General features: G+C 73.7%; 20 protein-coding genes and 1 pseudogene. 10 read left to right on the top strand and 11 right to left on the bottom strand.

What is annotated here, in order from left to right; translation table 11 throughout:
• Positions 1–25: 25 nt before the first annotated feature.
• The 4 genes from ACZ4V6_RS26710 (at position 26) to ACZ4V6_RS26725 (ending at position 3,075) form a co-directional block, all read left to right on the top strand.
• Positions 26–862, top strand: a complete 837-nt coding sequence (locus ACZ4V6_RS26710; RefSeq protein WP_467832127.1) for an EamA family transporter — start codon at positions 26–28, stop codon at positions 860–862.
• 35 nt (positions 863–897) lie between these two features.
• Positions 898–1,545, top strand: coding sequence for an FMN-binding negative transcriptional regulator (locus ACZ4V6_RS26715; protein WP_467832129.1), 648 nt, complete (start codon positions 898–900; stop codon positions 1,543–1,545).
• 39 nt (positions 1,546–1,584) lie between these two features.
• Positions 1,585–2,292: a B3/B4 domain-containing protein gene (locus ACZ4V6_RS26720; protein ID WP_467832131.1), complete on the top strand. Its 708-nt coding sequence runs from the start codon at positions 1,585–1,587 to the stop codon at positions 2,290–2,292.
• Between the two features lie 96 nt (positions 2,293–2,388).
• Positions 2,389–3,075, top strand: coding sequence for a 2-phosphosulfolactate phosphatase (locus ACZ4V6_RS26725; protein WP_467832132.1), 687 nt, complete (start codon positions 2,389–2,391; stop codon positions 3,073–3,075).
• Here ACZ4V6_RS26725 and ACZ4V6_RS26730 read toward each other — a convergent pair.
• The gene (locus ACZ4V6_RS26730; protein WP_467832133.1) at positions 3,072–3,629 is read right to left on the bottom strand and encodes a TetR/AcrR family transcriptional regulator; all 558 of its coding nucleotides are present in this window, start codon (positions 3,627–3,629) and stop codon (positions 3,072–3,074) included. The two genes, ACZ4V6_RS26725 and ACZ4V6_RS26730, sit on opposite strands and share 4 nt — an antisense overlap.
• A gap of 73 nt (positions 3,630–3,702) precedes the next feature.
• On the opposite strand from ACZ4V6_RS26730, the gene ACZ4V6_RS26735 reads away from it, so the two are divergent.
• Both ACZ4V6_RS26735 and ACZ4V6_RS26740 read left to right on the top strand, forming a co-directional pair.
• Positions 3,703–4,860 (top strand): FAD-dependent monooxygenase, encoded by a 1,158-nt coding sequence (locus ACZ4V6_RS26735; RefSeq protein WP_467832136.1) that lies wholly within the window; start codon positions 3,703–3,705, stop codon positions 4,858–4,860.
• Positions 4,861–5,029: 169 nt separating this feature from the next.
• A complete protein-coding gene (locus tag ACZ4V6_RS26740; RefSeq protein ID WP_467832137.1) occupies positions 5,030–6,226 on the top strand; it encodes a cytochrome P450 family protein in 1,197 nt (398 codons plus the stop codon).
• Between the two features lie 21 nt (positions 6,227–6,247).
• Here ACZ4V6_RS26740 and ACZ4V6_RS26745 read toward each other — a convergent pair whose 3' ends face one another.
• Complete coding sequence (locus ACZ4V6_RS26745; protein WP_467832140.1) at positions 6,248–7,066, bottom strand: SAM-dependent methyltransferase; 819 nt, start codon at positions 7,064–7,066, stop codon at positions 6,248–6,250.
• 159 nt (positions 7,067–7,225) lie between these two features.
• Here ACZ4V6_RS26745 and ACZ4V6_RS26750 point away from each other — a divergent pair, with 159 nt between their 5' ends.
• A complete protein-coding gene (locus ACZ4V6_RS26750) occupies positions 7,226–7,528 on the top strand; it encodes a hypothetical protein (RefSeq protein ID WP_467832143.1) in 303 nt (100 codons plus the stop codon).
• Between the two features lie 58 nt (positions 7,529–7,586).
• Here the strand turns inward: ACZ4V6_RS26750 and ACZ4V6_RS26755 are convergent, their stop codons facing one another.
• The 6 genes and pseudogenes from ACZ4V6_RS26755 to ACZ4V6_RS26780 form a co-directional block, all read right to left on the bottom strand.
• On the bottom strand, positions 7,587–7,982 hold the full coding sequence (locus ACZ4V6_RS26755; RefSeq protein ID WP_467832145.1) for an SRPBCC family protein: 396 nt from the start codon (positions 7,980–7,982) through the stop codon (positions 7,587–7,589).
• A gap of 5 nt (positions 7,983–7,987) precedes the next feature.
• Positions 7,988–8,590, bottom strand: a complete 603-nt coding sequence (locus ACZ4V6_RS26760) for a CGNR zinc finger domain-containing protein (protein ID WP_467832148.1) — start codon at positions 8,588–8,590, stop codon at positions 7,988–7,990.
• Between the two features lie 433 nt (positions 8,591–9,023).
• Positions 9,024–9,225 (bottom strand): annotated as a pseudogene (locus tag ACZ4V6_RS26765) (VOC family protein); the annotation flags it as partial.
• A gap of 78 nt (positions 9,226–9,303) precedes the next feature.
• Positions 9,304–9,648: an SCO0607 family lipoprotein gene (locus ACZ4V6_RS26770; RefSeq protein ID WP_467832151.1), complete on the bottom strand. Its 345-nt coding sequence runs from the start codon at positions 9,646–9,648 to the stop codon at positions 9,304–9,306.
• A gap of 73 nt (positions 9,649–9,721) precedes the next feature.
• Positions 9,722–10,948, bottom strand: a complete 1,227-nt coding sequence (locus ACZ4V6_RS26775) for an MFS transporter (protein WP_467832154.1) — start codon at positions 10,946–10,948, stop codon at positions 9,722–9,724.
• 85 nt (positions 10,949–11,033) lie between these two features.
• Positions 11,034–11,630: a TetR/AcrR family transcriptional regulator gene (locus ACZ4V6_RS26780; protein WP_467832157.1), complete on the bottom strand. Its 597-nt coding sequence runs from the start codon at positions 11,628–11,630 to the stop codon at positions 11,034–11,036.
• Between the two features lie 228 nt (positions 11,631–11,858).
• Here ACZ4V6_RS26780 and ACZ4V6_RS26785 point away from each other — a divergent pair, with 228 nt between their 5' ends.
• Positions 11,859–13,901 carry a SpoIIE family protein phosphatase gene (locus tag ACZ4V6_RS26785; protein ID WP_467832159.1) on the top strand — a complete coding sequence of 681 codons (2,043 nt, stop codon included), beginning with the start codon at positions 11,859–11,861 and terminating at the stop codon, positions 13,899–13,901.
• A 368-nt stretch (positions 13,902–14,269) separates the two neighbouring features.
• On the opposite strand, the gene ACZ4V6_RS26790 is transcribed toward ACZ4V6_RS26785, so the two are convergent.
• The gene (locus ACZ4V6_RS26790; RefSeq protein ID WP_467832161.1) at positions 14,270–15,682 is read right to left on the bottom strand and encodes an aminopeptidase P family protein; all 1,413 of its coding nucleotides are present in this window, start codon (positions 15,680–15,682) and stop codon (positions 14,270–14,272) included.
• Positions 15,683–15,848: 166 nt separating this feature from the next.
• On the opposite strand from ACZ4V6_RS26790, the gene ACZ4V6_RS26795 reads away from it, so the two are divergent.
• Complete coding sequence (locus ACZ4V6_RS26795; protein ID WP_467832164.1) at positions 15,849–16,832, top strand: helix-turn-helix transcriptional regulator; 984 nt, start codon at positions 15,849–15,851, stop codon at positions 16,830–16,832.
• On the opposite strand, the gene ACZ4V6_RS26800 is transcribed toward ACZ4V6_RS26795, so the two are convergent.
• The gene (locus ACZ4V6_RS26800; protein ID WP_467832472.1) at positions 16,762–17,250 is read right to left on the bottom strand and encodes a ribosomal maturation YjgA family protein; all 489 of its coding nucleotides are present in this window, start codon (positions 17,248–17,250) and stop codon (positions 16,762–16,764) included. The genes ACZ4V6_RS26795 and ACZ4V6_RS26800 overlap by 71 nt on opposite strands.
• Before the next feature lie 149 nt (positions 17,251–17,399).
• On the opposite strand from ACZ4V6_RS26800, the gene ACZ4V6_RS26805 reads away from it, so the two are divergent.
• Positions 17,400–17,915, top strand: a complete 516-nt coding sequence (locus ACZ4V6_RS26805; RefSeq protein ID WP_467832165.1) for a hypothetical protein — start codon at positions 17,400–17,402, stop codon at positions 17,913–17,915.
• Between the two features lie 194 nt (positions 17,916–18,109).
• Here ACZ4V6_RS26805 and ACZ4V6_RS26810 read toward each other — a convergent pair whose 3' ends face one another.
• Entirely contained in the window at positions 18,110–19,297 is a 1,188-nt protein-coding gene (locus ACZ4V6_RS26810; RefSeq protein WP_467832168.1) for an anhydro-N-acetylmuramic acid kinase, read from the bottom strand.
• Positions 19,298–19,377: the final 80 nt, after the last annotated feature.

A 19,377-nucleotide genomic window follows, 5' to 3' on the forward strand; every position in this document is an offset into this window, starting at 1 on the left:
CTGAAAGACCAAGGGATGGACGTCCGTGATCGCTCTCCTGCTGGCCCTGGGCAGCTCCCTCGCCTACGGCTGCGCCGACTTCCTCGGCGGTCTCGGCGCCCGCAAGGCCCATGTCCTGCGCACCGTCATGGTGGCGGCCCCCGCCTCCCTCGCGATCGAGCTGCTGCTCTGGCCCGTGCTCGGCGCCTCGTTCGGCGCCGGCGCGCTCGCCTGGGGCGCCGCGTCCGGCGTCGCCTCGGCCGCCGCCTTCGTCCTGCTCTACCGGACGCTGGCGATCGGCCCGATGAACGTCCTCTCGCCGGTCACCGCGCTCGTCTCCGCCATGCTCCCGGTCGGCGTCGGCCTCCTGCAGGGCGAGCGCCTCGGCCCCGCCGGCCTTCTGGGCCTGCCGCTCGCACTGGTCGCCGTGGTGCTGGTCAGCGCCGGACACGGCGCCGGGTCGGCCCGCCCGTCGCGCACCGCGCTGCTGTCGGCCTTCGGCGCGGGCGCCGCGATCGCGCTGCAACTGGTCTTCCTGCACCAGGCGCCGTCCGACAGCGGCGTCGCTCCGCTGATCGTCGGCCGCGCCGTCTCCTCGGCCGTCACCCTGGCCGCGGCCGCACTGATGTTCCGCCGGCTCGGGACGCAGAAGCCCGCGTACGCGGTGTCGGCCGCCGCCGGCGTACTGGACTCGGTGGCGAACCTGCTGTTCCTGCTCGCCGCCCGCAGCGGGGACCTCGCCGTCGTCGCCGTCGTCACCGCCCTCTACCCGGCCGGTACCGTCCTGCTCGCCCGCGGCGTCCTCGCCGAACGCGTCCACCGCGGCCAGCTCGTGGGCCTGGGCACCGCGGCCGTCGCCGTCAGCCTCCTCGCCCTCACCTGACCCACCCCTCACCACCGTCGCGCAAGGAGCACCGCATGTTCATCCAGCCCTGGGACGCCGGCCTGGACGAGGCGGAATGGCAGACCTGGATCGCCGAAGGACACGACTTCGGCGTCCTCTGCGTCAACGGCCTGCCCGGCGAGCCGCCCGTGGCCGTCCCCACGCACTTCACCGGCGGACAGGGCCGTCTCCTGATCCACCTCGCCCGGCCGAATCCCGTCTGGAAGGCGATCGAGAACGACCCGGACGTCCTGTTCACCGTCTTCGGCGACTACGCCTTCGTGCCCGGTCCCTGGCGTGCCAAGCCGGACACCCCGCCCGCCGACGGCGTCCCCACCAGCTACTACACCGCCGTCCAGTTCACCTGCCGCGCCACGGTCGTCGACGACCCCGAGGCCAAGGCCGAACTGCTGCGACACCAGATGGCCCACTTCCAGCCCGACGGCGACCACGCCCTCCTCGCCGTCGACCAGCCCCCGTACGGCCGGATGCTGTCCGGCATCCGCGGCCTGCGCCTGGACGTGACCGACGTGCGGGCGAAGTTCAAGTACGACGACCACAAGCCCGTCGGGCACCGCACCGCCGTCGCCGATCGCCTCGCCGAACGCGCCCGGGGTCTCGACCTGCCCGCCGCCGCCCAGCAGCGCCGCCGCCTGGACCGCATCGGTCCCTGGACGCCCTGACCGACCCCCCTCGCACGAAGGAACGGAACACCTCCTCCCATGACCGCCTTCCGCATCGCCCCCGCCGTCGCCGACGCCTTCCCCGACACCCTCGTCGCCCTGGTCACCGCCGAGGGCCTGCGCGGCCGCGCGTCCTGGCCCGGCACCGCCTCCGCCCTGGAGGCGCTGGAGCAGCGGCTCGCCGACGGCTCCTGGCGGCCCGCCGACGAGACCGACCCCCGCATCGAGGCCTGGCACACCGCCTACCGCTCCTTCGGGACCAACCCTCGCCGCGTCCGCCCCAGCGTCGACGCCCTCGGCCGCCGCATGGCCAAGAGGGGCACCCTGCCCCGCATCAACCCGGCGGTCGACTCGTACAACGCCGTCTCCGTCCGCCACGGCCTGCCCGCCGGCGCCTTCGACCTCGATCACGTCACCGGCGATGTCGAGATCCGGTACGCGGACGGCACCGAGGAGTTCACCCCGCTCGGCGAGCCCGGCACCGTCGAGCATCCCAAGCCCGGCGAGGTCGTCTACGCCGACGCCACCGGCGTCCTCACGCGCCACTGGAACCACCGCGACGCCCACCGCACCCGTGTCACCGAGGACTCCACCCACGTCATCTTCGTCCTCGAGACCCTCCACGCCACCCGTGACGGCCACCTCCTCGAGGCGGCCGCCGAGGAGCTGCGCGGCCTGCTCGTCCCGCACAGCGACCAGGCCCGGGTGCTCCACCTCGCCTCGGACCGGCCCCAGGCCACCGTCTGAATCCCCGCCGGTGGGGCGGCGCCCCCTCCGGGACCGGTGGTGTGACGCGCGCCACTGTCCGAGCGCTTCCGGTCGGGCATGCGCGATCATGAGCGGATGGACGCTCGTTTCCTCGGCATCGGTGAACTGGCCGACACCCCGGCCGTGGCGGTCGTGGTCGACGTCATGCGTGCGTTCACGGTGGCCGCCTGGGCCTTCGCCCGGGGGGCGGAGAAGATCGTTCTCGCCGAGTCGCTGGACGAGGCCCTGTCGCTCAAGGCCCGCCACCCGGACTGGGTGGCGCTCAAGGACGGCCCGCCCGCGCCCGGGTTCGACACCGTCAACTCGCCCGCGCTGCTGCGGTCCGTCGACCTCGGCGGGCGGACCGTCGTGCAGAAGACCACGGCGGGTACGGTCGGCGCCCTCGCGGTCAAGGAGGCGTCGCTGGTGCTGTGCGCCGGCTTCGTGGTGGCGGAGGCGACGGCCCGGCTCCTGCGGACACGCGGGTGTGAGAGCGTCACGTTCGTGGTCACGGGCGAGGACGGGCGGGCCGAGGAGGATCTGGCGTGCGCCCAGTACATAGCGCGCAGGACCACGGAGGCCGGGACGGACGCGGCCGAGTTCCTGCGCCGCGCCGGCGCGTCGCGTGCCGCCGCCGAACTGGCGCGGGGCGTGCGTCGAGGATCCCACCCCGATGACGTCGCGCTCTGTCTCGAGCTCGACCGCTTCCCCTTCGCCATGGTGGCGACCCCGGAGGGCCCGCTCATGGTCCTGCGCCCGTCCGCCGTCCCCTCGCCGCTCTAGCGCAGGGCGGCGGCCACGAGGCCTTCGAGGGCCTCGCGCGGCACGTCGCCCCCGCACACGAGCCGGTCGAAGACCAGCCCGTCGACACAGGACAGCAGCGTGCGCGAACGGTTCTCGACGTCCGTCACGCCGTGCCCGGCGAGGAACGACCGGACGGCCTCGCGGCCGGCGTTCTCGCGGGGCACGAGGATCTCCCGCAGTTCCGGGTCGCGCACGCTCTCCACGGCGCAGGCGTAGCGGGCGAGTGAACGGCGGCGGCCCTCGCCGGTGAGTCGCTGCCGGACGAGGAGTGTCATCCCGTTCACCAGGTCCTCGGCCGTACGGAGGGGGGCCATCCGCTCGGCCGTCATGTGCAGCTCCGCCTGGTCGAGCTGGACCAGGCGCGTGACGAGTCCGGTGAGCAGCGCGGCCCGGGTGCGGAAGTACGCCGACGTGGTGCCGGGCGGCATGCCCGCCCGGCGGTCCACCGCACGGTGGGTCAGGCCTCGGACCCCCTCGTCGGCGAGTACGTCGAGAGCCGCGTCCGCGAGGAGGGTGCGCCGGTCCGTAGCCATGGTTCTTTTCTACACCTGTAGCACTTCGGATAAGCTCCTTCTTCTACAGGTGTAGAAGAAGTGGGGACTCGTCATGGGGAACACGGCAGTGGTCGTCGGAGGAGGCATCGGCGGACTGGCCGCCGCGATCGGTCTGCACCGCGTCGGATGGGAGGTGACGGTCGTCGAGCGCGCGCCCGTGCTCGACGACGTGGGAGCGGGCATCTCGCTGGCCGCCAACGGCCTCCGGGCCCTGGACGAGCTCGGCGTGGGCGAGGCGGTGCGGGAGGCGTCGCGGGGGCAGTACAGCGGCGGCACCCGCACGCCGCGGGGCGGCCGGCTGGCCCGGATGGACGGCGCGGCGCTGGAGAAGGCGGTCGGCACGCCCATCATGGGCATCCCCCGCGCCACCTTGCACCGGCTGCTGCGCGAGGCCCTGCCCTCCGGATCGCTGCTGATCGGGTCCGAGGCCGGCTCGGTCGAGCAGACCGGCCCCGGGACGGTGCGAGTCGGTCGCGGCGACACGGTCCTGGACGCCGACCTGGTGGTCGCGGCCGACGGCATCGGCAGCAAGGTCCGCGCCCGGCTCTTTCCCACCCACCCCGGACCGGTGTACAGCGGCTCGACGGTGCTGCGCGCCATCACCGAGCACCCCGTGGAACTGCGCACCGACTTCGAGCTGACCTGGGGGCACGGCGCCGAATTCGGGCACATCGCCTTCCCCGACGGGCGCGCCGAGTGGCACGCGGTCCTCAGCCTTCCCGCCGGGACGCGGTTCGCCGACCCCCTCGCCGAACTGCACCGGCGATTCCACGACTGGCACGACCCGATACCCGCCCTGCTCGGCGCGACCCGGGCCGACGCCGTGCTGCACCACGACGTCAACGAACTGCGCACGCCTCTCCCCTCGTTCACGGCCGGCCGGATCGCGTTGCTCGGTGACGCGGCGCACGCGATGACCCCGAACCTGGGGCAGGGCGCCTGCCAGGCGCTGGAGGACGCGGTCACGCTGGCCGCCGCGCTGGCCGCCGAGCCCACCGCGGAAGCCGCGCTCGCCCGGTACGACGCCGAGCGCCGGCCCCGCAGCCAGGCCGTCGCACGCGCCGCCCGGCAGGCCGGACGGATGGGCCAGCAGCTCTCCCGCCCCCTGGCCGTCGCCCTGCGCAACACGGCGATGCGGCTGACGCCCTCCCGTGCGGCCATGCGCATGATCCTCCGGCACCACGACTGGGTCCCCCCGCGACTGAACTGACGGTGCCGGGGCTTTCTTTCACCGGAAACCGGGGCTGACCGGGGACGGCAAGGGTTACAGTCGGCGGGCGGTGGTTGCCCGCCGACGGGGCGACGGACCCTTCGGGAACCGTGGGCCGTATCCGTCGGTCACCGTCGTGAACCGTGAACCGTCCTGGAGGTGGTGGCCCATGAGCATCGTCGACCTGGCCGCGCTCGGTGACTCCTTCACCCGCGACCCGTACCCCGTGTACGCCCGCTTACGGGCCCAGGGTCCCGTGCACCGCATACGGATGCCGGAGGGGAACGCCGAGGCCTGGCTCGTCGTCGGCTACGAAGCCGGGCGTGCCGCGCTCGCGGACCCGAGTCTGTCGAAGGACTGGAGCAAGGCGTCCCCCTCCTTCCCGCTCGGTGCCATCTCCTCCGGCCCTCACATGCTCCGGGCCGACCCGCCCGACCACACGCGGCTGCGCAAGCTGGTCGCCCGGGAGTTCACGGCCCGCCGGGTGGAGGAACTCGCCCCGCGCATCCAGAAGACCACCGACGCCCTGCTGGACCGGATGCTCGCGGCGCCCGACGGGCGCGCCGACCTCGTCGAGGCCCTGTCCTTCCCGTTGCCCATCTCCGTCATCTGCGAGCTCCTCGGCGTACCGGATCTCGACCGCGACTCCTTCCGCACGTGGTCGAACGACGCACTCGGCGCCACCGACCCCGAAGCCCGCACGGCGGCCGCGGCGTCCATGGCGCGGTACCTGGAGGAACTGCTCGCGAGCAAGAGGCAGCAGCCGGGCGACGATCTCATGAGCGCGCTGATCCACGGCCCGGACGGTGACGGCGACCGGCTGTCTCCCGACGAACTCCGCGGCATGGCCTGGCTGTTGCTGGTGGCGGGCCACGAGACCACCGTGAACCTCATCTCCAACGGCGTCCTCGCACTGCTCACCCATCCCGAGCAACTGGCCGCGCTGCGCGCCGACCTCACGCTCATCGACTCCGCCGTCGAGGAGATGCTCCGCTACGACGGGCCCGTGGAGACCCCGACGTACCGGTTCACCACCGAGCCGCTGACCATCGGCGACACGGTCGTTCCCGGGGGCGGCGAGCTCGTCCTCGTGGCCCTGGCCGACGCCGGCCGCGACCCGGCGCGTTTCCCCGGACCCGAACGCTTCGACATCACGCGCGACGCCCGCGGCCACGTGGCCTTCGGGCACGGCATCCACTACTGCCTCGGCGCACCTCTGGCCCGTCTGGAAGCGCGCATCGCCGTACGGACGCTTCTGGAGCGCTGCGCGACCTTGGAGCTGGACATCCACCCGGCGGCCGTCACCTGGCGTCCGGGGCTGATGATCCGTGGCCCGCAACGTCTGCCGGTGCGGTTCACCTCGTAGTCACGCCTCCCCGGTGCCGCCTCACGGCTTGCGGGCCAGTCCCGCGGCGATGAGACGCTCCCAAACGGTGAGTTCCCGCTCGCCGTCGCCGCTCCACAGGTCGTCTCCCGCGTCAGGACGCCAGGCGGAGGCCGGGACGATTCCCGGAGCGAGGATCTCCAGGCCGTCCAGCAGGGACTCGATCTCCTCGTCGGTCCGCCACCGGCCTCGGCCGAAAGTTCCCTGGAGCACCTTCTCGGCCTCCGCGGTCTCCGGGTTGTGCCCGGAACGGAAGTGGCTGACGAAGAAGTGGCTCCCGGACGGCACGTGGTCGCGCCAGTAGCGGACGATGCCGCCGGGGCCCTCCTCGTCGTTGACGTGGTGGAGGATGGCGCTGAACACGACGGCGACGGGACGGTCGAAGTCGATCAGCGCCCGGGTGTCGGGGTGGGTACGCACCGCTTCGGGGTCGCGCACATCGACCGGTACGACCCGCGTCCGGTCGTTCTCCTCCAACAGGGCCCGCCCGTGCACCAGCACCTGGGGATCGGTGTCGACGTACACCACACGGGACTCGGGGGCATGCCGTTGCGCGACCTGGTGCACGTTGTCGGCGGTCGGAAGGCCGCTGCCGAGGTCGATGAACTGCCGTATCCCGGTGGTCGTCACGATCTCTCGCACCGCTCGCGTCAGGGCCGCGCGGTTGGCGAAGGCGATCGCCACCGAACCGGGCAGATCGCGCTTGAACACGTCTCCGATCCTCCGGTCCACGGCGTAGTTGTCCTTGCCGCCGAGCAGGTAGTCGTACACGCGGGCGATGCTGGGTTCGGTGCTGTCGATGGAGGAGGACTCTCCCTTCATGGCGCCCATCCTCTCCTGCGACGGCGTCCGCCTACCACCACTTCGGCGACATCCCGGCCCGGACCGGGCGTGTACCGGGCGTCGGGCCGGGTAGGCGCCTCAACCGGATCATCTGATTCCGCTTTGAGTCTGCCGTCGTGTGAAGCAGGAGGAGTCATCATGAACAAGCCGATGCGGCACGTCGTGACCACGGGGATCGCAGCCCTGGGCGTCGGGGGCGCGCTCCTGGCCGGCGCGGGCTCGGCGACGGCGGCGCCGCAGCAGCACAGGGGACACTCCGCCCGCCCTGCCGCGACGACGGCCGGACACCACCACACCCGGAGGTCCGCCTCCCACCAGCGCGTCGACCCATGGGTCATGGACCAGATCCGCCGGTTCGATCCCGCGGCCGCCCGGCGGATCGCGGTGTACGACCCCTGGGTGAAGGACCAGCTGGCGCAGTTCGCCGGGCAGACCGGCTGAGCCTCCGCCCGACGGGCCGGCCGCGGCCCCGCCTCCCGTCCGGTGCCTCGCGCCGCCGTCAGGCCCCGTCGAGGGTGGCGGCGACCTGGTCCATGACGCGCCCCCAGTGCGCCCGTCGCCGTTCGCGCTCCTCCGGGCCCGCCAGGTGCTCCTGATGGAACCGGAGCATGGTGCGGGCCCCCTCGGCGGCGGGCGTCAGGGCGACCTGGACCGTGGTGGTGCCGTGGGTGACGCGGATCTTCCTCCCCGGGTGGTAGCCGCGCACCTCGCCCGACACTCCCCCGGCCGTCCCGTAGGGGGCGCCGCGTTCGGGGGTGAGGACCGCGCCCGGTCCGAGCCAGAGGGCGAGCCCCTCCGTGCCGCTGATGAAGTCCCATACGACGGACGGGGGGTGGGCCAGGGTGCGGGAGACCCCGATCTGCCAGCCCGCGTCCTGGGTGAGTCCTGTGGGCATGACGGTCATCCTTCCTCGGTGTGGCGGGCGCGCAGGGCCCTGACCTTGTGGCGGTTGCCACAGTGCTCCATGGAGCACCAGCGGCGGCGCCCGGGCCGCGAGGTGTCGACGTAGACGAGGTGGCAGTCCGCGGCGGCGCAGGTGCGGATGCGGTGCGCGAAGGGGCCGGTCAGGAGCTCGACGGCGTCCCGGGCGACGGTGGCCGCCAAGTGGGTGCCGGTGGGGGTCCCGGCCCACTGCCGCTCGCCGGTCGGGGCGATGGCGGGAGCCAGCGCCGGGCGGGCGGCGGCCTCGTTGACGACCTCCAGATCGCCCGGTGGGTGAGGTTCGTCCCGCGTGTGGGCGATGACCACGCGGAACAGCGAGTCCCGCAGCCTTCGCATGCCGGCCACCTCGTCCGCCGAGATCTCCAGCGCGGGCGTCGGGGTCAGCCTCGACCGTTCCGCCCAGCCGGCCAGGTCGGCGGGCTCGTGCAGCACCTCGTACCGGCGATAGGGGCCGGGGCCTCCGGTGGTCAGCAGTTCCAGGCACAGCGCGCCGGGATCGAATCGGTAGGCGACGCCGGTGTGCGAGTACAGCGTCAGCCCCTGGGCCGGGGACGAGTTCATGTAACCACTATAACTGGTTACATGGGAGACGGGCGGGGGAACGGTCATCCCCGCAGCCCGGTGCTCGACCCTCACGGGGCGTGATGCCGCGTGGCCGGGGCAGGGAGGACCACCTGTGCCCGCGCGAGGCGCGGCCGGGCCGACCAGCGGGAGGGTCCGCACGCCGCACCCCTACGACGAGTCCGGACCCGTGCGGCCGTCCGCACGGACCGCCGCCCGGCACCGGACCCGCTCGGCGGTCGACGTGGAGCGGCTGCGGAAGGTGCTCGCCCACCGGCGGCCGGACTCCGGGCTGCGCGAGATGCGCCGCGTCGCCCGACGCGTGGTGGTGTTCCCGCACGACGCCGGTGACACCGGCTCCGGCCGACCCGCGGCCTCCTCGCCCTCGACCCGGCGGAACCCGGCCTCCGCCCGCTCGCGGCCTGAGGGAGCGTCAGCCGGGGATCCGGCCGCCTCTCCGCTCCGACTCGCTGCGGAGAGCGCGGAATTCCTCGCCCTCGGGATCGGCGAGGACCGCCCAGCCGGGGCCACCGGGATTCCGGTGATCGGTGACGAACGTGGCACCGGTCCCCAGCAGTCGTTCCACCTCCTGCTCGCGAGGTCCCAGGGCGCAGGCACAGATGGATCCGGTTCCTGGTCCTCTCGGGCCCGGGCACGAGTCCTGCGCCGGGAGGCGCTGACCTCCGACGGCGCCGGCGCCGAGGACCGCGCGATCAGCCGCTCTCGGGAGCGTCCACGACGGCACCGTTCTCGTCGATCATGTGGGTGCGCCAGTACACGTCCCACTCGTCGTCGACCTGCTGCGGCACCTTGCCCTCGGGGTAGCGCGTGTAGCCCTCGGGGGGCTGCTCGCCGTCCGGGACACAGGCGGATCCCGTACCGCCGACCGAGGTGACCGGGTACTCGCCCCCGCTGCAGACGTCCTCCCGGTACTCCAGCGAGCATCCGGTGAGCGCCAGGGCCGCCGCGGCACACCCGAGAGCGGCGGCGGCCGTGAGGCGGACGACGCCGCGCCGCGCACGGTCGGCAGGTCGAAAGGTCCCGCTGGTCTTGCGCACAGGGTCTCCTAGCGTCGGTGGGTAGGCCACCCACCATCGCCGACGCCCGGCGGCGGGACCTGAGTACGGGTACTCAGAGCACGCGTTCGCCGGTACTCACCGGTGCGACGGAGCCGTTCCCCCCGTCGGGCAGGCCGGGCGCGGGTGCGGGGCCGGTGGCCGGAGCGGTGCGGCGGACGAGGTCGGGCAGGACGGTGGCCAGGCCGGCCGAGGCCAGCACCGCGCCCAGCCAGAGCGGGGCGCGCAGGCCCCAGGTCTCGATCACCACCGCACCGACGGACGAGCCCAGGATGACGCCGAGGGTGATGAAGGAGGAGTGGACGGTGTTGACCAGCGGACCGGCGTTGCCGGCTCGCTGGACGCGGGTCACCATGGCCGGGTTCATGGTGACGCCGGCCAGTCCGATGCCCAGCATGCAGACGACGGCCGCCGCGGACAGGTCGGCGAGAAGGGCGAAGCCGGTCAGGAACACCGTGTTGAGGGCGAGACCGACGGCGAGGACGGGGACGGTGTGCCGGTCGGCGAGGCGGCCGACGACGGTGTTGCCGACGACGGTGGCGGCGCCGTAGGCGATGAGCAGCAGGGGGACGGTGCCGGTGGAGAAGCCGGTGACCTCGGTGAGGATCGGGTTGAAGTAGCTGAACGCGGAGAAGGTGGCGCCGATGATGAACGTGCTGGTGGACAGCGCCCACCACATCCTGGGCCTCCTGAAGACACGGGCCTCCTCGCGGAAGCCGCCGCCGCCCTCCGCCCTCTCGACGCGGGGCACGCCGAACAGGGTGGCGACCGCCGCGATCACGGTGATCAGGGTGATGACCCAGAACGCGGCGCGCCAGCCGAAGCGCTCGCCGACCAGCGTGGAGAGGGGCAGTCCGAGCAGGGTGCCGAGCATGAGGCCGTTCATGACGACGGCGATCGCGCGGCCCCGCACCTCGGGCCGGGTGACCTGGGCGCACAGGGAGATCCCGACACCGAAGAACGCCTGCGAGGCCGTGCCGGTGACGATCCGCGCGGCCATCATGGTGCCGTAGCCCGTCGCGGTGGCGGCCAGCACGTTGCCGGCGAGGAAGACGGCGAACAGCACCATCAGCGCTGTCCGCGGGGGGAACCTCATCAGGCCCACGGTCAGGAAGGGACCGCCGGCCGCCATCGCCACGGCGAAGGCGGTGATGAGGTAGCCGATCTGCGGGACGGTCACGTCGAGCCCTTCGGCCATCTGCGGCATCAGCCCGGCGACCACGAACTCACTGGTCACCATGGCGAAGATGCCGAGCGCCAGGACGTATACGGCACGAGGCACGGTGCTGTCTCCTCCGAGGCAGGTTATGTATTGATCAGTACAAAATTCGGGCAGGCGTGGGCACGGCTCGCGGCGACGTGCGCCGTCAGCCGGTGAGCGTGTCCATCGCGATCTCGGCGATCGACTCCAGGGCCGCCCTGTCGGCGCCGCCCTGACTGGAGATGCGCATGCCGGCGATCGTCGCGTTGACGAAGCGGGCGAGCGCCTCGGCGTCGCGGGGCGACGTGATGCTGCCGTCCCGGCGGCCCTCCTCGAACGCCGCGCGCAGCACCGCCAGCCGGCGGGCGGTGTCGCGTTCCAGCGTGTCCGCCGCCCGCGGATCCCGGGCGACCAGCTCGACCGTGGTGTTGACGGTCAGGCAGCCCGGGCCGCGCCCGGCCCTGCGCCGCTCCGTCTCATCGTCGACGACCACGGCGAACAGGGTGCGGAGCCGCTCGGCCACGCTGTGCCGCGTGTCCTCCAGGACGGCCAGCTGGGTACCGGTCGTGGAGTCGATGTACCGGGCCAGCACGCGCTCGAAGAGGTCGCGTTTGCTCTTGAACGTGTTGTAGATGCTGCTGCGCCCCAGCCCCGTGGCGTCGCACAGGTCCTGGGTGGAAGTGGCCTCGTAGCCCTTCTCCCAGAACGTGCGCATCGCCGCGTCCAGGGCCCGGTCCTCGTCGAACGTCCTCGGTCGGGCCATGGGATGACCCTAGCCGTTTTGGATCGACCGGTGCAATACCGGGCCGCGCCCGGTTCGGGGTAACGGTCGCTCCGCTGTCAGCGTGGCGCGCGATGTGCCGGGTCCGCGGCGGGAAGATGAGCGAGGTCTCCGGTGCCGACGTCGGAAGGGGTACGAGGTGAGGGTGCTCGCCCGGCGGAGTTCCCGCCCACCGTCCGTCCGGCGCGCGCGGGACACGAGGGACCGGTGATGAGTCCGGCGAGGCATCTCGACCCGAGGCTGTTCGACGAGACGGTCGCGGCGGTCGCGCTGTTCTCCGGGCCGGAGCACCGGTTGGTCTACCAGAACGCGGCCTGTTCCAGGCTGCTCGGCGCGCGAACCCCGGGGCTGCCCGCGAGGGAGGCGTTCCCCGAACCGGATGCCGAGGGGTTCCTGACGGTACTGGACGACGTCGTCGCCACCGGACGGTCCCGCCGGCTGCCCGACTCGCGGGAACCCGACCCCTGCGCTCCGGAACAGGCCCGGTACTTCGTCTACTCCTGCACGCCCGTCACCATGCCGGACGGCCAGGGCGCCATGGTCGTCGCCCTGGACACCACGGCCGAGACGCTGGCGCTCCAGCGCTACCGGGCGCTGGTGTCGGCCGTGTCGCAGATGGTGTGGGTCCTGCGCGCGGACGGCTCGGCGGAGGAGATCGTCCCCGGTTGGCAGCGGCTGACCGGGGTTCCCTGGCACGGGTGGATGGACGAGAGGTGGGCCGCCCGCATCCATCCCCGTGACCGCGAACGACTCGGGCGTTCCTGGCGCACCGCCACGGCCGAGGAGCCTCCGGGCGTCTTCGAGAACACGTTCCGGGTGCGGACCGCCGACGGCTCGTACCGGCACATGTCGACCCGCTGCGTGCCCGTCCTGCGCGGCGGCCGCGCCGAGGAGTGGGTCGCCGCGACGGTGGACGTCGAGGACACCTGGCGTGCCACGCTGGGCGAACGTCTTCTCGCGCAGGTCGCCGAGGTGCCCGGTGAGGGTTTCGAGGACACCTTCGCCGCGGTGGTGCGGATGATCGTGCCCGAACTGGCCGACGCCTGTGTGATCCTGCTGCTGGCCCAGGAAGGATGGCCGCTGCCCGAGAAGGCGACCGTCACGGCCCGGCGGGTCGCCTCCGCGATCCGCCCGGGACTGCCGCCCCGGCCCGCGCTGCGGGGCCAGAGCGTCACCGTCTCCAGCACCGTGCGGGAGGTGCTGGAGAGCCGGACCCCGCGGACCTTCCCCGTGCCCGCGGACGGGCAGATCCCCTCCGGCCTGGTCCCGGCGGTCACCGAACGGTGGCTGACCGACGCCGGTGCCACCAGCCTCACCCTCATTCCGCTGGTCGTCGACGGCACCGTCCTCGGCTACGCCGCCACCAGCACCAACGGCGACACCCCCGCTCCCGCTCCCGCCGACATCGAGCTGCTGCGCAAGGTCCTCCACCTCGCACACCAGCCGATCCGCCGGGTCCTCGACCTCCAGCAGGCCCGCGGCACCGCCCTGCGCCTCCAGCACGCCCATCTCACCGAGCCGCCGGCCGTGCCCGGCGCCCTCCTGGCCGCCTGCTACCGGCCTGCCAGCCCGGCCCACGAGATCGGCGGCGACTGGTACGACGCCATCACCCACCCCGACGGCACCCTCGTCCTCGACATCGGGGACGTGGCGGGCCACGACCTCACCGCGGCCACCGCCATGGGCCAACTGCGCAGCATGCTCCGAGGCCTTGCCTGGAACAGGGGCCCCGACTGCACGCCCGCGGCTCTCCTGGCCATGCTCGACGACGCCGCCGACGGGCTGAACATCGCCCCCTTCACCACCGCCGTCCACACCCATCTGCGGCGCCGGCCCGACGGGACCTGGCGGATGGCCTGGTCCAACGCCGGGCACCCGCCGCCGCTGCTCGCCCCCGCCCGGGGGGAGCCGCGTTTCCTCACCGGCACCGACCAGGATCCCCCGCTGTGCGTGGCACCCGGCGTCCCCCGCACCACGCACACCCACACCCTCGAGCCCGGCGACACCCTCCTGCACTACACGGACGGCCTCGTCGAGACCCCGACCGCCTCCTTCGACGTCGGCCAGCAGCGGCTCCTGCGCGCCGCCGCGCACCACCGCGCCGAACCCCTCCCGGACCTGCTGCGCCTGCTGCAGGACCTCTCCGACGACCGCGACGACACCGCGCTGATCGCCTTCCGCGCCCATCCGGCCGACCGGGCGCCTCGGCGCCCCCCGCCCGGCGGCACCGCCTGCGGCCCGGGACCGTCGTAGGCGCCGCGGTGGGGCTCGGTGGTGGCGGAGACGGAGCCGCCCCGGTGGTCGCGGCCACCGTCGTCCGTCACCACCGCGGCGTCGCCGGGGGCGGGCGGGGAAGCCTTCGGTTCGTGTCCGTCCACGGAGTGGATCGTGCCGCCCCCCGCTTCACCGCATGGTGGCGGCAGCGGCCGACGAGGCGGAGAGAGACGTGAACGGCCGGCCCTTCGCCCACCCCGTGTCCCCCGGGGAGGGGGAACGCCCGGCCCGAACGGTGTGCGGACGCGGTGAGGACGGGGCGGGCGTCGCGGGCCGTGGCCCGGCGGCCGGGAAGCGGCCCTCGGCGGCGGGTGCGCCGCCGAGGGCCTCGCGGGCCGGGGGCGTGCTCAGCCCGCGAGGCGTGCCATCCATGCCTCGACCTCGTCCGCCGCGCGGGGCAGGCCCGCCGACAGGTTCTCGTGACCGTCGTCGGTGACGACCAGGTCGTCCTCGATCCGGACGCCGATGCCCCTCCACTCCTCGGGCACGGTCAGGTCGTCCGCCTGGAAGTACAGGCCCGGTTCGACCGTCAGGCACATGCCCGGCTCCAGCACGCCGTCGACGTAGTCCTCCGTGCGCGCCCGCGCACAGTCGTGGACGTCCAGGCCCAGCATGTGCCCCGTGCCGGCCATGGTGAAGCGGCGCTGCAGGCCGAGTTCGTACGCCCGGTCGACGGGGCCCTCGATGAAGCCCCACTCGACGAGCCGCGCCGTCAGGTGCCGCTGGGCCGCCTCGTGGAAGTCACGGTACGAAGCGCCGGGCCCGACCGTCGCCATACCTGCCTCCTGGGCCTCGTACACCGCGTCGTAGATCTCGCGCTGGAGGGGCGTGAAGGTCCCGCTGACCGGCAGCGTGCGGGTGACGTCGGCGGTGTAGAGGGAGTGCGTCTCCACACCGGCGTCGAGCAGCAGCAGGTCTCCCGGGCGTACCGGGCCGTCGTTGTCCGTCCAGTGCATGATCGTGGCGTGTTCGCCGGCGGCGCAGATCGAGCCGTAGCCCACCGCGTTGCCCTCCAGGCGCGCCCGGCGGAAGAAGGTGCCCTCGATCCACCGCTCCGACGACGCGATCGCCCGGGAGAGCTCCCCGACGACGTCGGTGAAGCCGCGCACGGTGGAGTCCACCGCCTTGCGCAGTTCCCCGATCTCCCAGGCGTCCTTGACGAGGCGGAGATCGCTCAGCGCGTCCTCCAGTTCGGCGTCCCGCTCCGCGTCGGTGGTGACGGCGGCCTCGAGGGCGGGGTCGACCCCGCGGACGATCCGGGTCCGCGGACCGCAGACGGCGGCCAGGTCGGCGGCGGCGGTGCGCACGTCCCGGCACGGCAGGCCGAGCACGCGCTCCGATTCGGCGAGCGAGCGGCGCCGGCCCGTCCACAGTTCGGCGTGGGCGCCGGTCCAGAACTCGTCGTCGTCCCTGCTGTCGCGCGGCAGCTGGTAGCAGTAGGCGTCGTGGCCGCCGTCCGCGCGGGGTTCGAGGACGAGTGCGCCGTCCCGGACCTGGTCGCCGGTCATGTGCACGTAGCCCGTGTACGGCCGGAAGGGGTAGGTGTCGTCGTTCGAGCGGACCTTGAGGTTGCCCGAGGGGATCACGAGGCGTTCGCCGGGGAACCGCGCGGAGAGCGCGGCGCGGCGGCGGGCCGCGTGCGGGGCCTGCTCGGCGAGTCGGAGGTCGTGTCGTTCCGTGTCCGCCCACCCCGTCCGCATCAGGGCGGACAGCTCCGCGGAGATCCCCGGGTAGAGGCTGTTCTTCCGGCGGTTCGCCACGTCATGCACCTTCCGTTGGTCTTGCCTGGGGCTGCCGAGAGGTTCTTCCCCACCGCCGGTCCGGGGCGGCACCCGGACGGTACCGCCCCGCGGCGGGTCCCGGCGCCCAGGTGTGCCAGTGGCACCGATCGGCCACGGACCGGCCGTGAGCACGGATAATCGCCCCATGGCGAACGCGAAACTCGGTGAGGCCCTCCGCACGCTGGGGCTCGACGACACGGCCTGCCGGGTCTATCTGGCCCTGCTGGAGCTGGCTCCCGCTCCCCTGGGCGCGGTCGGCGCGGCGGCCGGGGTGGGCGGGGCCGATCTCGCCGCGGCGTACGGCGAACTGGCGGACGCCGGCCTGGCCGGTACCGCGGCCGGGGACGGGGAGGTGGTGGCCCCGGTGCCGCCCGCGGCGGGCCTGGAGGTCCTCGCCCGGCACCGGGCGGCCGAGCTCGAGGAGTCGCGCATCGCGGTCGGAGGGGCGTTCGAGTCGTTCCGGCGCCGGCGGCTCGCCGCCTACGACGACGACCTCGTCGAGGTCGTCACCGGAGAGGCCGTCGGTCCGAGGATGCGGCATGCCTGGGCCAGCGCCCGCGAGCAGATCCGGCAGTTCGAGTCCCCTCCGTACACGCCTCTGGCCAGTGCGACCGACGACGCCCTGGCGACGCTGGCCCGCGGGGTGACCCAGCGCGTCGTCTACTCGCGGGAGTCCCTGGAGCACCCCGGGCATCTGAAGGACGTCATCGAACCGTGCATCGAGGCGGGCGAGCAGGCCAGGGTGCTGCCGTCGGTGCCGGTGAAGCTCCTGATCATCGATGAGGCGTACGCGCTGGTGTCGTTGTCGATCAGGGAGGCGGACGTGCACCACACCATGCTGGTGGTGCAGCCCTGCGGCCTGCTCTCCGCGCTGACGGCCCTGTTCGAGCAGGCCTGGCGGAACGCCCTGCCCATCCACGGCCTCAGCGCCCGCCCCGCCGGACTCCCGCCCGCCGACCGCCGGCTGCTGCGCCTTCTGGCCGGCGGCGCGACGGACGAGGTCATCGCGCGTGAACTGGGCATCAGCCGCCGTACGTTGTTCCGGCGCCTGCAGGTCCTCATGACCCGGCTCGGCGCCGCGAACCGCTTCCAGATGGCCCTGCAGGCACAGCGCTCGGGCTGGCTGTGACCGGGGCCCGGGCGCCGGGTGCCCGAGCTGCGACGAGCCACCCGGCCGCGGCGCCGACCGCGTACCAGAGCAGGTCCGGTGCGTTGAAGGTGGAGCCGAGGACCAGGCGGGCCGCCGTGCTCCGCCGGGAGAGCGCCGCCGGCAGGTCGGTGAGCTGGAGGAACTCGACGCCCCAACTCACGGCCAGGGCCACCGCGGCGGCCTTCCACGGTGTGGTCCGCGGTGCCGCGAGGACGACGAGGGCGAGGATCAGGAGGGTGTAGAGGGCGTCGCCCCCGTATTTGGCCACCCCTCCCTCCGACACCGCCCTGAGGCCGGTTCCCGCGCCGACGGTCACCAGGGCGGCCACCCCCGCCGCGAGACGGACGCGTACCGGGTCGCCCTCGACGGGGGCGCGGGTGCCGGGAGTTGGGGGCATGCGGTCATTCTGCCGGACGTCCGCCGCCCGCCCCGGCCGGGCGCCGCCGACGCCCTCTGGCGTACGCGCGTAGACCTCGGGCACCATCGTCGTGCACCGCGCGCTCAACCACCCCACAGGCAGCATGACGCACTGCATGGAGGTTCTCGATGAAGTCTCCGAAAGGCATCCGCATCCGGTCGGCCGTCACGGCCCTCGCCCTGGTGGCCGCCCCCGGCGCCGTCGTCGTCGGCAGCGCCGGCGACGCGTTCGCGGTGACCAAGATCAGCCACGCCACCGCGACGTCCATGTTCCGCGAGGTCGGGATCACCTGGTCGTCCTCCGGCAACTGCTCCGACCGCAACAACTCGACCTGTACCTCCTTCGACCAGCTCAACCTCGCCACCGCGCAGGGCGCCCAGACCCTCAAGCGGGCCAGCGGGTGCGCGCTGAACATCACGGGCGGGACCGAGACCGGACACGCCTCCGGCACCTACTCGCACTGGAACGGCTACAAGCTGGACTTCAGCAAGTACACGTGCGTCGGCAACTACATCAAGAACAGCTTCACCTACATCGGCCTGCGCGGCGACGGCGCCGCGCAGTGGCGGTCGGGCTCCGGCAACATCTACGCCGACGAGGGCAATCACTGGGACGTCACCTACTACAACTGCGGCGGCTGCTGAGCCCGGACGGCGGCCGGCGGCGCAGGGGGCGGGGCACGCGCGACGGCGCCCACCGGGTACGCGCGTGTCCCGGTGCGGCGGCGTCCCCGCCGGACGCCGGACACGGCCCGCCCCCTCGGGAGGGCCGGGGCGGATCCACGGGCCGGACGCGGTCACGGACGCGCGGCGTGGGCACGGCCCCTCGGCGGGGCTGGTCAACGGGCGGGGCGGGCCGGGCCGGTGATGCGCAGCAGGCGGGGCGCCCGTGCCGCGGGTTCGGGCAGGCGCAACGGAGACCTGCCGGGGGTGATGCTGCCCAGGAGGGTGGCCCGGCGGGCGCCGGTGCCCGAGGGGAGGGTGCCGGGCAGGCCGTGGACGGTGAGGAAACCGAGGATCGCGAAGGCCAGGGCCTCCTTGGCGTCGGAGGGAAGCCCCAGGGCGTCGCTGGGGCGCAGTGGCACGCCGGGCAGTTCGTCGGCGAGCACGCGCATGAGCACGGGGTTGCGGAGGCCGCCGCCGGAGACGAACAGGTCGGTGACCCCGTGGGCGCGGCAGGCGTCGGCGACGGTGACGGCCGTGAGCCGGGTCAGGGTGGCGAGGACGTCGTCGGCCTCGGGCGTGGGCGCCTTCTCCAGTGCCCGTCGCAGGTAGGGCAGGTGGAAGTGTTCCTTGCCGGTGCTCTTCGGGGCGGGCCTGAGGTAGTACGGGTCGTCGAGCAGGACGCGCAGCAGCGCCGGGCTGGTGCGGCCCGCGGCTGCCCGGCGGCCGTCCTCGTCGTAGGCGGCGGCGCCGTCCGTGAAGTGCCGTACGGCCGCGTCCAGCAGGGCGTTCGCCGGGCCGGTGTCGAAGGCCAGCGGCTCGGCGCCGGGCGCGACGACGGTGATGTTGGCGATGCCGCCGAGGTTGAGGGCCGCGGGTGTGCCGGGCAGCGCGCGCAGCAGCATCGTGTCGGTCATGCCGACCAGCGGGGCTCCCTGGCCGCCCGCCGCGACGTCCCGGCTGCGCAGGTCGGAGACGACGGGGAGTCCGGTGGCCTCGGCGATCCAGGCCGGCCCGCCGAGTTGGAGCGTGCCGCGGACGGCGCCGTCCTCGACCCAGTGGTGCACGGTCTGGCCGTGGGAGACGACCAGGTCGGCGGAGCCGTCGCACAGGTCGCCGAGGGCGCGCCCGGCGGCCGCGGCGAAGGCCTGCCCCACGCCGGTGTCCAGGGCGCACACGGCACGGGTGGTGGTGGTGGCCGGCGGCAGGGTGGCGGAGATCAGGTCCCGCAGCCCGTCCGGGTAGGGGACGGAGAGGTGTCCGAGGGGCCGCAGGCACAGGGTGTCGCCGTCCAGGCCGAGGTCCGCGGCGGCGGCTTCGACGGCGTCGTAGGAGGTGCCCGACATCAGGCCGATCACGCGCACGGCGCCTCCCGGTGCGTGGTGCGGGCCGGGACCGGTGTCCGCCGCGGCCGCGGCACGGCTGCTCCAGGGACGTTCTCGGC

It is taken from the genome of Streptomyces sp. NPDC029152 (assembly GCF_055564355.1).